Source organism: Labedella endophytica, from assembly GCF_003990045.1.
GTDB lineage: Bacteria > Actinomycetota > Actinomycetes > Actinomycetales > Microbacteriaceae > Labedella > Labedella endophytica.
In genome coordinates this window covers 51,193-67,002 of record NZ_RZGZ01000001.1, presented here as the reverse complement: position 1 = coordinate 67,002, position 15,810 = coordinate 51,193, and the positions used below count along the sequence as shown (strand labels likewise).

Sequence of the window (15,810 nt, the reverse complement as noted above, 5' to 3'; positions counted from 1 at the left end):
TTGACGGTGGGCCGGATCATCCGTAGGGTGAACCGGTGACCGATTCCGACGACCTCGACGGACTGCGCGTCGTCGCCCACCCCCTTCGCCTCCGCCTCCTCTCCCTCCTCACCGGCGAGTCCCTGAGCGCGGCCGAAGCGGCGCGGGCGCTCGGCGAGACGCAAGCGAACGTGAGCTACCACCTGCGCCGGCTGGCTCAGGCCGGACTCGTCCAGCTCGTGGAAGAGACGCGCGTGCGCGGGGGCACCGCGAAGCGCTACCGGCACGACCCCGCGTCGGGCGAAGCCTTGTCCGCCGGGCCCACGGACGACGTCGCCGCGCTCCTCTCGGCCCTCGCTTCCCAGCTCGCGGCGCGGAGCTCCCGCTACCGCGACGGGACCCGCTTCACCTTCACCGACGTCGAGGTGGCGCTGCCGCCGGGCGCCTGGGAACGCGTTCGAGGCCTGGCCGACGAGGCCGGGCGGATCCTGCACGACGAGGCGGTCGCGGCCGATTCCCCGGACGCCGTGCGCGTCGCCTCCACGATCGCGCTCTTCGAGGTCGCGGCGGAGCGTGCGCCCGGCCGGAACACCGCCCCGTGAGCGGCTACCGGGACGCGCTCGGCGCTCCCGGAGCGCTCCGGGTGTTCCTCCCGGCCCTGCTCGGGCGACTCTCCCTCGCCATGGTCACGCTCGTCCTCCTCTACGCCGTACAGGAGGCCACCGACTCGTTCGCGATCGCCGGGGCGGCGACCGGCGCATTCGGACTCGCCAACGTGATCGCGTCGCCGTTCCGCGCTCGGCTCGTCGACCGCCACGGACAACGGCTCACGTTGAGCTCCCTGAGCGTGCTGTACGCCGCGGGTCTCATCGGAGTCGCCGTCGCGACGGCCGCCGACGGGACCCCCGCCGCCGTCGTGATCGGTCTCGCCGCGATCGCGGGCGTCTTCCCTCCGCCGCTCGGCGCCTCGATGCGCGTGATCTGGGGCTCGCTCACCCCGGCGGGGCCGGCTCGCACTGCGGCGTACAGCCTCGACGCGGTGTCGGAGGAGCTCCTCTTCACGGGAGGACCCCTCCTGGCGGCGGCGATCATCACACTCACGGACCCGCCGACGGCCCTCGTCGCGACCGCGGCCCTCTCCGTCGTCGGCACCCTCGGCATGACGAGCAGCGCCGCATCGCGGTCTCGCCTCCCGAGCGCGACGACCCCGCCCCGCGCGGCGCGACCCCTGTCCCAGCCGGGTTTCGCCCTCGTCCTCCTCGCCCTCCTCGGCGTGGGCGTCGTACTCGGGACCGTCGAGGTCGCGGCCCCCGCCGTCGCGGAGGCGCAGGGCTCGGTGGGGATCGCTGGGCTGCTCCTCGCGGCTTTTGCCGGGGGCAGCGCGATCGGCGGGCTGCTCTACGGACGTCGCCCCTGGCGCTCGAGCCTCGTCTGCCGCCTGCTCGTCTGCGGCGCGACGATGATCGCCCTCTCCGCCCTGATGGCGGCATTGCCCGGCGTCGCCGCCCTGGCCGCCGGCCTCGCGCTCGTGGGCTTCTTCCTGGCGCCGTCCCTCATCACGGGCTACCTGCTCGCGGACGACCTGACGGACGTCGAGGTGCGGACCGAGGCCTCGAGTTGGATCAACACCGCCGTCAACGCGGGCGCGGCGGTTGCGGCGATCGCCGTGGGAGCGGCCGCCGACGCGACCGATCCCCGGTGGGGATTCCTCGTCGGAGCGGCGGGAGCGGGACTCCTGCTCGCCGTCGCGGCCCCCGGGCTCCTCCGCCACCGACGCCGACCGCGGTCCGCGCCGGCACCGACACCGCCTGCGGCATCGCTTCCGGTGTCGGTACCGCCTCCGCCGCCGGCGCCGCCAAACCCTTAGTGAGCTCCGGACCCGAGCCCACCGCGCACCGTTCACGTACCGCGACCCCATCCCGCGGAAGTGCGGACTTTCGCCCTCTCATCCGCCCATCAGAGGGCGGAAGTCCGCACTTCGGCTATTGGAGGGGGCGGACCAGCAGCGACGGAGCAGCGATGCGTCAGCCCTGCGAGAGGCGGGCGTCGCCCACGGGGGTGAGCCACGTGAGCCGTGAGGCGTCCTCCTCGATGAGCGTCACGAGCTCCGCGTTGAAGACGGCCCCGTAGGCGGCGGTGATGTGGTCCTGGAACGCCTGCTCGTCGCGGTACACCTCGAAGACGAAGAAGCGCAGCGGGTCCGCCTCCTCGCGATACACCGAGAACACCTCGTTTCCGGGCTCCCGGCGCACGTCCTCCGCGAGTCCCCTGATCAATTCGTCCACCCGGTCGACCGTGTCGGGTCGCGCCGTGAACTCCGCGTACAGCACCTTCGTCATACGACCTCCTCGTCGCTCCGTGTCCCCACCCCACCACACCACACATCACTCCCCTCAGCCAGAGCGTCTTCGCGGACCCCACCCTCGCTCGGCATCCGCCGGGGGCGACCCTGACGGATGACAGCGTTCCCACTGTGTAAATGCTGTGAGAGCATTGGCTCACTCTCGTCGTCCCCCCTCCTGGAGATCCCCCATGCCCTCCTTCATCGGTCGAGTGCGTCGCGGCCTCGGCTCTGCCGGTCAGCGGGCGCTCGGCGACCGCTACCCTGCCGCTCGCGCCGAGATCGCGGCGCGAGTCACCGGCCGACTGAGCCCGCTCCAGCAAGCTGATGCGCTCCGCTCCTCCCGCCTGTTCGACGTGGCGTACTACGAAGCACAGACCGGGAAGACGTTCTCGAGCCCGACGCTCGCGGCACGTGATTTCGTCCGAGAGGGAATGGCCCGCAACTTCACGTTCCACCCGCTCGTCGAACCGACGTACCTCCCGGCTCCGATCCGCAAGGCGCACCGGGAGGGCGATATCGCCGCGGTCCTGGGGTATCTCGGTGAGGAGCCGACGAGCGAGGCGTGGGGGCCCCTGTTCGGGCGCGACGCGCTGTCCACCGGTCGCGGTTTCGCGACGCCGCGGGACTACCTCGTGGCCCTCGACTCCGACGGCGTCATCGTTCCCGCCCCGCTGTCGCGCGCCGGCGAGGTCGGCCGTTGGGCGGATACCCGGGAGGCGCTCCTCGCGATCGCCCGCGACATCCAACATCAGACGGCGCTGCGGCAACCGCACCGCTTCACCGAGTGGGACGAGAAGGCCGAGCGGGAGTGGCTCGACGCGCTCCCTGATGCACCGGCCCTCCCCGACACCGACGGCCCCCGCGTCTCCGTCCTCATCCCTGTGCGGAACCGTCCCGCACTGATCGCTCGAGCGCTCGCCTCCATCCAGGAACAGGACATGTCGGACTGGGAGGCGATCGTCATCGACGACGGCTCGGACGACGACACACCGGCCGTCGTCGAGGCGATGATCGCCTCCGACCCCCGCATCCGCCTCATCCGCTCGGACCACCGCGGTGTCAGCGCCGCGCGCAACCGGGGCATCGAGGCCGCGCAGAGCACCTACATCGCGTTCCTCGACTCCGACAACACGTGGCGCCCCGGCTTCCTCTCGACGATGCTGAACGGCCTCCGCACGACCGGGTGCCGCGCCGCCTTCGCGGCCGCGAGCGTGACGAACTCGAAGGACGAGGTCTCCTACCTCGGTTCGCCCGTGACGTACGAGCAGCTGCTGTACCAGAACTACCTCGACCTCAACACGTTCGTGGTGGAGCGCACGGCGATCGAGGAGGTCGGCGACTTCGACGAGAAGCTGCGTCGCTGGGTCGATCACGACCTCTTCATCCGCCTCGCCCGCCGTACCGAGTTGCGCTTCTTCCCGTTCATCGGGTGCGACTACACGCACGACACGAAGACCGTCCGCATCTCGAACGTCGAGTCACCGAACTGGCAGTGGGTCGTGGCGGACAAGAACCTCGTCGACTGGGCGGACGTCGAGGCGCGCGTCGACGAGCGAGTGCCGGGCCGCGTGTCCGTCCTGTGCGTCTCAACGGACAAGGCCCACGGCCTCCTGCAGTCGCTGGACTCCACGATCGACGACGATTCCCTCGACATCGAGGTGGTCATCGTGGACAACGGCAGCCAGCGCGGCACCTCCGCCGCACTCCGCGCGGCCTACCTCGCGAATCCACGCGTCACAATGCTCCGGCTGCCGCTCGTCGTCCCCCTCGCCGTCGCCACGAACATCGCCGTCGCGGCATCGACGGGTGAGACGATCGTCTTCCTCGACCAGGAGGCGCTACCGCGTCCGAACTGGCTCGTCCCGCTCATCGACGAGCTGTCGACCGCCGATACGCGAGCAGTGCAGTCCGTGATCGCGAACCTCGACGGAACGGTGTTCTCCGCCGGACTCGTGTATCCGATCGTCGGCGGCCAGCCGATGAACTTCCTCGGCGGCCACCCCCTCGACGACGCCAGGGCGCACGACGGTCGCGGTCTTCCCGGACTCTCGGGCATCGCACTCGCTGCTCGCGCGCGGGACGTCGTGGCGCTGCACGGGTACGACCCGATGTACGTCGACGGCTACGAGGATGCCGACTTCTGCTTCCGCCTCACCGGGGAGGAGGCCATTCTGACGGTGCGCTCCGATTCCCTCGTCGTGCTCCGCGATGCTCGACTGGCGCACCGTGCTCGCCGTGAGTACGAGAACCGGCGCGTCTTCCATGGCCGGTGGTACCCGCGGATGGCTGCCGCTGCCGCCGCTCAGTGGGAGAAGGTCGGCTTCGAGGTGCCCCACATCGCACCGCCGAGCGGCACCACGCACGACGCCCGTCCCATCGTCATCCGGCCGCCACGACTCACCGATGACGGTCGCCGAAGCCTCCGTTGGGCCATCAAGATCGGCGCCGAGTTCAACACCGGCGGCGACAAGTGGGGCGACGTTCCCTATGCGGCTGATCTCGCCGCCGCGCTGCGTCGCCACGGTCAGAACGTCGTCGTCGACCGTCATCTGGCCGCCGCGCGCGCGTCGAGCTATCTCGACGACGTCGTCCTCGCACTGCGCGGTCTCCATCCCGTCGAGCCTCAGCCGGGCAAGGTCAACGTGATGTGGGTCATCAGCCGCCCGGAGCTCGTCACGCCTCGCGAGGTGAGTTCCTTCGACCTCGTGTACGCCGCCTCGCCGAAGTGGGCCGCGTACATGTCGGAGATGTCCGGGCGCCCCGTCGAGGTCATGCTGCAGGCGACGAACCCCCGGCGCTTCAACTACCTGAGGAGCGAGGGCGAGAAGCCGGTCGACGAGGTCCTCTTCGTGGGTGGACCGCGCCCGCCCGTCGGTCGGCGGATCGTCAACGACGCCATCGAGGTGGGCCTACCCGTGCGGGTGTGGGGTCCGCGATGGGGGCAGTTCGTCGACGAGAAGCACGTGGCCGGCGACTTCATCTCCAACGACGACGTGTCGATGCTCTACTCGCGCGCCCGCTTCGTCCTCAACGACCACTTCGACGACATGGCGGAGTGGGGCTTCATCAACAACCGCCTCTTCGACGCCGTCGCGGCCGGGGCGCGCGTCATCAGCGACCACGTCGACGGGATCGACGAGCTGTTCCACGAGGCCGTGCGCACCTATCGGACGACCGACGAGCTCGCGGCCCTCACGGATTCACCGGAGACCGCGTTCCCGGACGAGGCTCGTCGGCGGGAGTTGGCCGACCTCGTCGCGCGCGACCACTCGTTCGAGGCGCGAGCCGACGTCTTCATCGACGCCGTGAGCGAGGTCATCGCTCGTCGCTGACGTCGGGCCGAGCGACGTCAGGCAGAGGAACGTCAGGCCGAGGAGAGGCGTGCCCGCAGTTCGGCGGCCGCCTTCTCCGCCGTCCGCGCGCGGGCCTGCTCATGGTCCCGGCTCACGCGGAGCGCTCGGACCTCGTCGCGCAATCGATCGCGGTCCTGCCTGATGAGTTCCCTGTCCTCGCGGAGTCGACCACCCTCCTCCCGGAGTCGATCACGCTCCTCCCGCAGCCGATCGCGATCCGTCATGGCCACGTCTCGCTCGCCGGCGAGACGCTCGCGGTCGGCGACCCTCGCCGCTTCCTGTCGCGCCGCCGCCGCCCGCGCCCCGGCGAGCGCCGGGATCATGGCCCGGTTGCGCTGGACGTAACGGGCGACGATCCGCTGAACCGCGAGGTACTCGTCGACGAGGCCGTCGTCGAGACGCGGCCCGCGTTCCTGCTGCAGGAGAGGCAGGACCGTCTCGGAGAGCTGGGAATCGAGATCGAAGCGATCCCAGGCAAGCGGGCGGAGCGCATCTGCGTCCCTCCGCGCCTGCTCCCACCCTTCGACGAGTTCGGCGGCGATCGTAGCGGCATCCCTCTTCTCCGATCCCGCTCCGCTGAAGTGGTTCGCCGCCGCCGCCTCGACGTTGTCCGGCGAGAGCCACCCCGGCCCGCCGAAGGTGTCGTAGCAGTACACGGGCACCTCGGCGACGAGAGCGTACTGCACCGTCTTCCCGATCGTGATGACAGCGTCGAGATCGTGGATGACCCTCTCGTCGACGCGGCGGGGGCGAGCCCCGAGCGCCGTCTGCGATCCGATCAGGTCGATGTCGAACCGGTCGCGGACGAGGTCGACCGCTTCCGCGATCTCGGGCTGGATGTGGTTGCTCACGACGGCGATGCGCGGCCGTACCGGAACGATGCGCGGCTCGGCACGGCGGAAGCGACGCGGAGCCGGGTTGCCGAAGATCCGGATCCTGGAGGGGTCGAGCCGTCCATCCAGACGCCGCTCCGCCTGCCGCGATCGGACCTCCCCCGAGGCGTAGTAGACGAGTGATGCCGCCTGCGCCTCGAGTCGGGAGGCGTAGGGGAACTCGATGGGGTGGCTGTAGGACAGGTGGCTGAACACCATGGGGACGGCGACATCGGACCGAATCACCGATTCCGGGACGATCGAGTGGTGAACCCAGACGAGGTCGAGATCCCCGAAGTCGGTGTCGTCGTCCTTCGGTTTCATGACGACGACCTCGACACCGGGGATCGCGCCCACCTGCTCGGCGACGGGACCGTCGGCCACGAACGTCGCGACCGTCACGGCCGCGCCGTGTCCGGCGAACCACTCCGCGACCTCGGCGGTGACGATCTCCGACCCGCCGTACGCATCGAGGTGGGCTTGCGTCATGAGGATCCGGCGGCCGTCGAGTTCACCCATGGATACACCGTATCGGCGCGGCGCGCACCCCGATCAATCGCGATCGCCACGAGCCGCTACAGTGTCGTCGTGTCCCTGCCCCTGCCGACGCGTCCGCACAACAACTTCGACGCCGTCCGCATCGCCGCAGCACTCGCCGTGATCGTCGGCCACTCGTTCGAACTCGTCGGCATCGAGCCCATTCCGCGCGTCCTCAACGTGCCCCTGCACTCGATCGGGGTCTTCGTCTTCTTCGCGATGAGCGGGTACCTCATCTCCTCGAGCTGGCTGCGCCGGCCGGTACTCGGCGACTACCTCCGCAACCGAACGCTCCGCATCATGCCGGGGCTCATCGTCGTGACGGTCGCCAGCTTCGCGGTCCTCGGCCCGGTGATGTCCTCCCTCTCCGTCGCCGATTACCTCGAGAACCCGCGTTCGTGGCGGTACCTGCTCAACATCGTGCTGCGTCCGGTCTTCGACCTGCCGGGTGTCTTCGAGGACAACCCCTATGCGGGCTCGGTGAACGGATCGCTCTGGACGCTGCCGATCGAATTCGTCTGCTACCTGGTGTTCCCTCTCCTCCTTGCGCTCGGGCGCGCACGGGTCTTCGCGCTCGTCGCGTTCATCGTGGGAGCGGTGCTCGTCGAGCGCCTCGTCGCCGACCCCCTCGTGTTCTGGGGCTCGTCGTTCCAGCGGGCGGCCAATCTCGCCGTGTTCTTCGCCCTTGGTTCCCTCGTCGCCGTCGCGGGGCGGCGACTTCGTCTGCGACTCGATGTCGCGGTCGTCCTGCTGGCCTTCCAGGCGGTCTTCTCCGCGATGGCGTCCCCCGCGACGACACAGTGGACGCTCTGGCCCGTCCTCACCTACTCCGTCCTCGCCTTCTGCACGCACTCGACACCCGTCATCCGACGTGCCGCGCGTTTCGGTGACCTCTCCTACGGGCTCTACATCTATGCGTTCCCCGTCCAGCAGGTCGTCGTCGCGGTGCTCCCTCCCCTCGGGTTCGTCGGCAACCTCGTCGTCGTCACGCTGACGACGACGGTCCTCGCCTGGTTGTCGTGGCACCTCGTGGAGAAGCACGCGCTCCGGCTGAAGGCGACCTCGAACCGGTCACGCGCAACGGCGGTCGCCGCCGCCCCGGCCGACGGCGTCGCCCCCACCCCCCGGTAGAGCGTTCGCGCCGATACCGTGCGATACACCGCCGCGATTCGGCGCAAACGCTCCACCTCGGGGCGTCGATTCGCGCGAGCGGGCGGCCGTGTCAAGGGGGCCCGTTCTCACAAACCGGTTCGGGAGCGTGGTCGAACCACCTCGGAACGCGCCACGGCGGCGCCGAAAGGAACGAACGATGACTGAGATCACCGCACACCACGGACTCTTGGGGGACACGAACCTCCACGTCGACGACACGGGCGGAACCGGACGCCCCGTCGTCCTCATCCACGGCTGGCCGCTGTCCGGCCAATCGTGGTCGGAGCAGGTCCCGGCGTTCACCGCAGCCGGCTACCGCGTGATCACGTACGATCGCCGCGGATTCGGGCGCAGCGACAAGCCGCTCACCGGTTACACCTACGACACCCTCACCGAGGACCTCCACACGCTTCTCGTCGAGCTCGACCTCAACGACGTGACCCTCGTCGGCTTCTCGATGGGCGGTGGCGAGGTCGCCCGCTACTTCTCGAAATACGGCGCCGAGCGGCTCCACAGCGTCGTCTTCGCATCGGCGGTGCCGCCCTATCTGATGAAGACGGGCGACAACCCGGACGGTCCGCTCGAGGCGAGCCAGGCCGCGCAGATGACCGCCGGACTGACGGCGAACCAGGAGACGTTCTACGACGGCTTCACCACCGATTTCTTCTCGGCGAACGGGAAGCTCGTCGTCACCGAGGAACAGCGGCAGGAGGCCCTCGCACTCGCGCTGCAGTCGTCGAAGGCCGCCGCTCTCGCGTGCATGGCCGCGTTCGCGACCACCGACTTCCGCGAGGACCTGCCGAAGGTCACCGTTCCCGCGCTCGTCATCCACGGCGACGCCGACGGCACGGTCCCGTTCGAGGGCTCGGGGGCGCGCACGCACGAGGCCGTGTCCGGCTCCGAGCTGCACGTGATCGCCGGCGGACCGCACGGCATCAACGTGAGCCACGCGGACGAGTTCAACCGCGTCGTCCTCGACTTCCTCGCGAGGTGACCCCACCCAGGTAGCCCCACCCAGGGAGCCCTCGCCCCGTAGAGCGTTTGCGCCGATACCGTGCGGTACGCCGCCGCGTATCGGCGCAAACGCTCCACCTCGTGGCTCTCGGTGCGACGGGGCGCGGACCGGGCGCGGGTAGGTAGGGGCGCGGAAGGGGCGTCGCATCTGGCAGGATCGGCGGGTGACTTCGAACCTCCCCTCCCTCGACGGCCGCACCTTCGCGATGGTGTCGTCCACCACCTCCGCCGTGGACCCGAACAGCCCGAGCACGTTCCGCTACGTCGAAGCGGACGGCATGATCTGGGGTGATTACACGGGCGACACCGTGACGATCGGCCGCTTCGTCGGCACCCGGACCGGCGACACGATCTGGGTCTCGTTCGTGCACGTGCTCGCCGCGGACGGCAGCGTCGTCACGGGCGACGGCGAGAGCGAGATCGAGACCACGGACGACGGCCTGCTCCGCCTCGTCGAGCACTACGAGATGCACGGGGCCCCGCAGCTGAGCGTGTGCGTCGAGGTACCCGCCGCCTGAGCGGACGGATGGCCGGCCGGTCAGCCGCGCGCGGCCATCGCATCGCGACCTGCGGCGGCCGGAGTCCAGCGCGTCATGCCGAGGCGGGCCGTCTCGGGACGCTCGGGGATGTCCGTCGGGAGCACGAACGGCTTCCGCACCACCTCGTCGAGCACCACGACGCTCACGACGGTGCGCACCTCGGGCAACATCGCGATGACCCCGGTCGCGAACGCGTGCACACCGCCCACGTCGGTCGCGCGGATGAGCACCATGGCGTCGTGCTCGCCCGTGGTGATCACGCAGTATTCCACGTCGGGCATCGCGACGACCTTCTCGCGGAACGCCACCCACGACTGCGGGTGCACCGTCACGAAGACGAGCGCGCAGATCGACAATCCGGTGCGTGCCGGATCCACCCGCGCGGAGAATCCCGTGATCACACCGTCCTTCACGAGGGCCTCGACGCGAGCGTAAGCGCTCGCCCGCGAGATGCCCACGACGTCGGCGAGCGCGGCGATCGAGATGCGCCCGTTGTCGCGCAGCACGGAGAGAATCTTGTAGCTCACGTCGTCGAGGGCCGCACTTCGTCCAGGTGCGGCGCCGCTATCCGGTGATTTATTGGACATTCTGGGCTCCGATCGGCGTCCGCGTCGGGCTACGTGTCGGGCCCGCGGATGTTGGCTGGACAGATCGTCGCCGTCCGTGTCAATCTGATCACGGTCGTCCACAGCTATTCAAGACCTCCCACCCGATTCGTCATCCTCCCTCCCTCAGGAGTTCACATGAACGCTCCGCGCCGTCTTGCGCCCATCGCCATCGGGGCCGCCGCCCTTCTCGCTCTCGCGGGATGCTCCGGCGGAAACTCCGCGAACACCGACGACTCCTCCGAGAGCGGCGGATCGCTCGTCATCGACACCGCGTTCTCGATCGAGACCACCGACCCCGGCCACACCTACGACCCCACGGGCAACATGGTCGCGAAGGCGCTCTACGAGACCCTCGTGGACTTCGAGGGCTCCGACGTGACCACCCCCGTTCCCGGCCTGGCTTCGTGGGAGCAGAACGACGACGCGACCGAGTTCACCTTCACGCTCGAGGACGGCCGCACGTTCTCCGACGGCAGCGAGATCACGGCCGACGACGTCGTCTTCTCCCTCCAGCGCATCCAGGGCATGGCCGAGGCGAAGCCGAACTTCCTCCTCGCCGGCCTGACGGTCGAGAAGGTCGATGAGAGCACCGTGTCGATCACGAGCGAGACCCCGCTCCTCCAGCTCCCCGCGATCCTCGCCAACCCGGCCCTCGGCATCGTGAACGCCGACGTGGTGCAGGAGAACGGCGGCTCGACCGACGGCTCCGACTCGGCGCAGTCCTTCCTCGACGGCGAGTCCGCGGGCTCCGGCCCGTTCGTGCTCGACACCCTCGACCTCACGTCGCAGGTCGTGCTCACGAAGAATCCCGAGTACTCGGGCGACGAGGAGCCGGCCTACGACCGTGTCGTGATCCGCAACGTGACCGAGAGCGCCACGCAGCTCATCAACCTCCAGGGCGGCGACACGATGGTCGCGATGGACCTGAACGGCGACCAGGTCGAGGGCCTCGCCGACGGCTTCACCGTCGAGTCCGTGCCCAGCGGCCAGACGATCTTCCTCCTGCTGAACCAGTCCGCCGACGTCGCGGGCGACCTCGCCAACGTCGACATCTCCGAGGCGATCCGCTACGGCCTCGACTACGACGCGCTCCTCGAGCTCGCCGGCGCCGGTTCGACCCAGGCCACGGGCGTCATCCCGACCGGCTTCGAGGGCGCTCTCGACGAGGGTGTCACGCAGGACCTCGACCGCGCGAAGGAGGCCCTCGCGGCCTCCGGCTACAACGGTGAGACCCTGCGCCTGCAGTTCCCGAACGACTACCCCGTCGGCGGCGTGGAGTTCACGCCGCTCGCCGAGCGCATCCAGGCTCAGCTCGCCGAGATCGGCCTGACCGTGGAGCTCGCGCCCGCGCCCTTCGCAACGGAGCTCGACGCATACGTCGGCGGCACGGAGGCCTTCGGCCTCTGGTTCTGGGGCCCCGACTACGCCGACTCCGCGAACTTCCTGCCCTTCGGCCCCGGCCTGAAGGTGGGACTGCGCGCCGGCTGGGACGCCTCCGCCAACCCGGAGATCGCCGACCTCGCGGCCGCCGCGGCGAGCGCAACCGACGTCGACGCTCGCACCGAGGACTTCACCGCATTCGCCGAGGCGATGCAGGAGCAGGGCCCGTTCGTGCCCCTCATCGTCCCGGGCCGTAACATCGCGACGACGGACGCCGTCACGGGCGCCGTCTACAACTCGGTGTGGGACGTCGACATCGCCGAGATCGCTCCCGCCGGCTGACACGGGTGAGCACTGCGACAACGACGACCGGAGCCCGGGGTAGCGACACCCCGGGCTCCGGGGCGCGTCCGCGCCGGTCGAGCTCCCCGCTCGCCCGGTACCTCCTCCGGCGGGCGGGCACGTCCGTGCTGCTGCTCATCGGTGTGACGATCGTCACCTTCACGCTGACGAACCTCGTGCCGGGCGACCCGGTCTCCGCCGCCCTCGGTGAGGGCGCCTCCCAGAACCCGGCCACCCGTGAGGCATTCATCCAGGCGCGCGGGCTCGACCAGCCCTTCGTGATCCAGTACTTCCTCTACATGGGGAATCTGTTCCGCGGCGATCTCGGCACGTCGCTCGTCACCGGCCGCGCCGTGACCACGGACCTCGCGTCCGCCGTGCCCGCGACCGTGGAGATCGCCCTCGCGGCGATCGTCGTGAGCCTCGCGGTGAGCATCGTCCTCGGCACGCTCGCCGCCTACCGCCGCGGTCTCGTGACGGACCAGGTCGTGCGCGTCGTCACCCTCATCGGCCTCAGCGTGCCGACGTTCTGGCTGGCGCTCGTGAGCTTCTATCTCTTCTTCCTGCAGCTGCGCATCGCCCCCGGTTCCGGTCGCATCTCCCCGTCGATCACCCCGCCGCCGCGCGTGACCGGCTTCTACACGATCGACTACCTGCTGAACGGGGACGGCGTGGGCTTCGTCGACGCCGCCGCGCACCTCGCGCTGCCCGTCATGGTGCTCTCCCTCGTGACCATCGGACTCCTCACGCGCTTCATCCGCACGTCCGTGCTCGAGGTACTCGCGAGCGACTACGTGCGCGCGGCCCGCGCCAAGGGGCTCAGCGGCACACACGTCGTGATCGACTACGTGCTCCGTGGAGCGTCGCTGCCGATCCTCACCGTCGTGGGCGTCGCCTTCGGCGCGCTGCTCTCCGGCACCGTTCTCGTCGAGTCCGTGTTCTCATGGCCCGGACTCGGCACCTACGCCTACAACTCGGCGTCGAACCTCGACCTTCCGGGCATCATGGGCGTCGGCCTCGTCGTCGGCGTGATCTACCTCGGCATCAACTTCGCGGTCGACCTGCTCTACGGCGTGCTCGACCCGCGGGTGAGGCTCGCATGAGCGCCGAACGTCGCGGCGACGCCCTCGCCGCAGCAGGTTGGCGGACGCGCATGCGCTGGCCCCGTGCGTGGCGCTCGCCCCTCGGCATCGTGGGCTCCGTCATCGCGCTCGCGTGGGTGATCGTCGCGTTCACCGCCTCGTGGTGGGTTCCCTTCGAACCGAATGCCCAGGTGCTCCCGCGGCTGCAGGAGCCGGGCATCGACACGCTCCTCGGCACCGACGGAACCGGTCGCGACATCTTCTCGCGCCTCATGACCGGCGCGACGGTGACGATCCCGCTCGCGCTCATGCTCGTCGTCGCCGCCATGGTGATCGGCACCGTCGTCGGTGCTGTGGCCGGCTACTTCGGCCGCTGGGTGGACGAGACGCTCATGCGCCTCACCGACCTCGTGATGGCGTTCCCCACGGTGATCCTCGCGATGGTGATCGCGGCGTCCCTCGGACCGTCGCTGTTCAACGCGGTCATCGCGGCGATCGTGGTGTCGTGGCCGCAGTACGCCCGCGTCACCCGCAGCCTCGTGCTGGGGCTGCGCGGCCAGAACTACGTGATCGCGGGCCGTCTCCTCGGGCACTCGCCGTTGCGGAGCCTCACGGTGGACATCCTCCCGAACATCATCGGACCGGTCCTTGTGCTCGCGACCCTCGACATCGGCGCGGCCATCCTGCTGCTGTCCGGGCTCTCCTTCCTCGGCCTCGGCGCTCAGCCGCCCACCGCGGAGTGGGGGTCGATGATCTCGTCGGCGATCCAGAACTTCGACGCCTGGTGGCTCGGCGTCTTCCCGGGGCTCGCGATCCTCACGGTCGTCGCCGCGTTCAACTTCCTCGGTGACGCGCTGCGCGACGTGCTCGACCCGACCGCGGAGGTCTCGAAGGAGAACCAGGCGGATCGGGCCGCTTCGGCGACGGGAACCCCGGCATGAGCGCCATCCTCACGATCGACGACCTGACCGTCGACATCGGCCGCCCCCTCGTGAAGGGCGTCTCGCTCGAGCTGCAGCCGGGCCGCATTCAGGGCCTCGCGGGCGAGTCCGGCTCGGGCAAGACGCTCACGTCGCTCGCCGTGCTGGGACTCCTGCCTCGGCAGGCGCGCACGGGTGGATCCATCCGCCTCGGCGACACCCAGATCCTCGGAATGAAGCGACGGGAGCTGAACCGCATCCGCGGACACCGCGTCGCCATGGTCTTCCAGGACCCATCGTCGGCGCTGCACCCCCAGCTCACCGTCGGGCATCAGCTCACCGACCACATGCGCACCCACCTGGGACTCAGCCGGTCGGCGGCGCGCGATCGCGCCGCGGAGATGCTCGAGCGCGTGAAGGTGCCGGCGGCCGCCGAGGCCCTGGGCCGCTACCCCCACCAGTTCTCGGGAGGACAGCGGCAGCGCATCTGCATCGCCATCGCGCTCGCCTGCGACCCGGATGTGCTGCTCGCGGACGAGCCGACGACGGCGCTCGACGTGACGGTGCAGGCCGGGATCCTGCAGCTGCTGCGCGACCTCGCCACCGAACGCGAACTCGCCGTGCTCCTCGTGACCCACGATCTCGGCGTCATGAGCGCGGTCGCCGACGACGTGGCCGTGATGCGCGACGGCCGGATCGTCGAGGCGACGGACCGCGCGAGCCTGTTCTCCGCGCCGCAGCACGAGTACACCCGGAGCCTCCTCGCGGCACTCCCGGGCTCCCGACTCGAGGAGGACGGATCATGACCGATCGGATCGTGCTCGACGCCCGCGACCTCGTGGTGCGCTACCCCGGATCGCCGCCCGTCGTCGCCGTCGACGGGGTCTCCCTTCGCATCGGCGCGGGCGAGACCGTCGCCCTCGTGGGCGAGAGCGGGAGCGGGAAGTCCAGCGTGGCGCGCGCCGTCGCGGGCATCGACCGGCCGGCGGAGGGCGAGGTGCTCTTCGACTCCGCGCCCGTCTCACCGCTCGGCATCCGGCGACGCGCTCGATCGCTCACGGCGATCCAGATGGTGTTCCAGGACCCGTCCACATCGCTCAACCCGCGGCGCCGCGTCGGGGACCAGGTGTCGGACGGGATCGCGGCGGCTCGGGCCCGCGGCCTCGCCGCCTCGCGTCCCGAGGAGTGGTTCGAGCGGGTCGGGCTCGACACGTCGTGGGTATCGCGCTTCCCCCACCAGTTCTCTGGCGGGCAGAAGCAGCGCGTCGCGATCGCGCGGGCCCTCGCCGCGCGGCCCCACCTGCTCGTGGCGGACGAACCGATCTCCGCACTCGACGCCTCGACGCAGACGAGCGTCGCCGCCCTCATGCGCGACCTCGTCGCGGAGCTCGGCGCGGGCATGCTCTTCATCTCGCACGACCTCGCGGTGGTGCGACGCATCGCCGACCGCACCCTCGTGATGTACGGGGGCCGTGTGATGGAGACCGGTCCCACGGCCGAGATCTGGGACAGCCCGCGCCACCCGTACACACGGTCGCTGCTCGCGGCGATCCCCGTGCCCGACGGCGCTGGCCGCATCCCGGTCGCACCGACGGCCGACGAGCGCGCTTCGTGGACCGCCATCCCCCCGATCGAGAACTGACCCCCCTCCCCCCTCACCCCTCACCGCCACCTGAGGCGTTTGAGCG

Annotated in this window: 14 protein-coding genes; 11 read left to right on the top strand and 3 right to left on the bottom strand. The window is 70.1% G+C overall.

Annotation, left to right across the window (positions count from 1 at the left end):
* The first annotated feature begins 35 nt into the window (after window positions 1-35).
* Window positions 36-581 (top strand): ArsR/SmtB family transcription factor, encoded by a 546-nt coding sequence (locus tag ELQ94_RS00290; protein WP_127046047.1) that lies wholly within the window; start codon window positions 36-38, stop codon window positions 579-581.
* Window positions 578-1,846, top strand: coding sequence for an MFS transporter (locus ELQ94_RS00285; protein ID WP_127046045.1), 1,269 nt, complete (start codon window positions 578-580; stop codon window positions 1,844-1,846). The genes ELQ94_RS00290 and ELQ94_RS00285 overlap by 4 nt, the downstream gene beginning before the upstream one ends.
* 157 nt (window positions 1,847-2,003) lie before the next feature.
* Here the strand turns inward: ELQ94_RS00285 and ELQ94_RS00280 are convergent, their stop codons facing one another.
* Window positions 2,004-2,318 (bottom strand): putative quinol monooxygenase, encoded by a 315-nt coding sequence (locus tag ELQ94_RS00280; protein WP_127046043.1) that lies wholly within the window; start codon window positions 2,316-2,318, stop codon window positions 2,004-2,006.
* Between the two features lie 193 nt (window positions 2,319-2,511).
* Here ELQ94_RS00280 and ELQ94_RS00275 point away from each other — a divergent pair, with 193 nt between their 5' ends.
* Complete coding sequence (locus tag ELQ94_RS00275; protein ID WP_127046042.1) at window positions 2,512-5,655, top strand: glycosyltransferase; 3,144 nt, start codon at window positions 2,512-2,514, stop codon at window positions 5,653-5,655.
* 32 nt (window positions 5,656-5,687) lie between these two features.
* Here ELQ94_RS00275 and ELQ94_RS00270 read toward each other — a convergent pair whose 3' ends face one another.
* On the bottom strand, window positions 5,688-7,067 hold the full coding sequence (locus tag ELQ94_RS00270) for a glycosyltransferase family protein (protein ID WP_166404606.1): 1,380 nt from the start codon (window positions 7,065-7,067) through the stop codon (window positions 5,688-5,690).
* 69 nt (window positions 7,068-7,136) lie between these two features.
* Here ELQ94_RS00270 and ELQ94_RS00265 point away from each other — a divergent pair, with 69 nt between their 5' ends.
* From ELQ94_RS00265 to ELQ94_RS00255, 3 genes are all read left to right on the top strand, one after another.
* On the top strand, window positions 7,137-8,216 hold the full coding sequence (locus ELQ94_RS00265) for an acyltransferase family protein (RefSeq protein ID WP_166404605.1): 1,080 nt from the start codon (window positions 7,137-7,139) through the stop codon (window positions 8,214-8,216).
* A gap of 178 nt (window positions 8,217-8,394) precedes the next feature.
* Window positions 8,395-9,231 carry an alpha/beta fold hydrolase gene (locus ELQ94_RS00260; protein WP_127046037.1) on the top strand — a complete coding sequence of 279 codons (837 nt, stop codon included), beginning with the start codon at window positions 8,395-8,397 and terminating at the stop codon, window positions 9,229-9,231.
* A 184-nt stretch (window positions 9,232-9,415) separates the two neighbouring features.
* A complete protein-coding gene (locus ELQ94_RS00255; RefSeq protein WP_243696799.1) occupies window positions 9,416-9,769 on the top strand; it encodes an avidin-fold protein in 354 nt (117 codons plus the stop codon).
* A 20-nt stretch (window positions 9,770-9,789) separates the two neighbouring features.
* Here ELQ94_RS00255 and ELQ94_RS00250 read toward each other — a convergent pair whose 3' ends face one another.
* On the bottom strand, window positions 9,790-10,317 hold the full coding sequence (locus ELQ94_RS00250) for an Lrp/AsnC family transcriptional regulator (protein ID WP_243696798.1): 528 nt from the start codon (window positions 10,315-10,317) through the stop codon (window positions 9,790-9,792).
* Window positions 10,318-10,533: 216 nt separating this feature from the next.
* Here ELQ94_RS00250 and ELQ94_RS00245 point away from each other — a divergent pair, with 216 nt between their 5' ends.
* The 5 genes from ELQ94_RS00245 to ELQ94_RS00225 are packed head-to-tail and all read left to right on the top strand — an operon-like array spanning window position 10,534 to window position 15,764.
* Entirely contained in the window at window positions 10,534-12,120 is a 1,587-nt protein-coding gene (locus ELQ94_RS00245; RefSeq protein WP_127046033.1) for an ABC transporter substrate-binding protein, read from the top strand.
* Between the two features lie 5 nt (window positions 12,121-12,125).
* The gene (locus ELQ94_RS00240; RefSeq protein WP_127046031.1) at window positions 12,126-13,223 is read left to right on the top strand and encodes an ABC transporter permease; all 1,098 of its coding nucleotides are present in this window, start codon (window positions 12,126-12,128) and stop codon (window positions 13,221-13,223) included.
* On the top strand, window positions 13,220-14,143 hold the full coding sequence (locus ELQ94_RS00235; RefSeq protein ID WP_243696797.1) for an ABC transporter permease: 924 nt from the start codon (window positions 13,220-13,222) through the stop codon (window positions 14,141-14,143). Before ELQ94_RS00240 ends, ELQ94_RS00235 begins: the two co-directional genes overlap by 4 nt.
* Window positions 14,140-14,928 (top strand): ABC transporter ATP-binding protein, encoded by a 789-nt coding sequence (locus ELQ94_RS00230; RefSeq protein ID WP_127046029.1) that lies wholly within the window; start codon window positions 14,140-14,142, stop codon window positions 14,926-14,928. The genes ELQ94_RS00235 and ELQ94_RS00230 overlap by 4 nt, the downstream gene beginning before the upstream one ends.
* Window positions 14,925-15,764, top strand: coding sequence for an ABC transporter ATP-binding protein (locus tag ELQ94_RS00225; RefSeq protein WP_127046027.1), 840 nt, complete (start codon window positions 14,925-14,927; stop codon window positions 15,762-15,764). Before ELQ94_RS00230 ends, ELQ94_RS00225 begins: the two co-directional genes overlap by 4 nt.
* The last annotated feature ends 46 nt before the right edge of the window (window positions 15,765-15,810 follow it).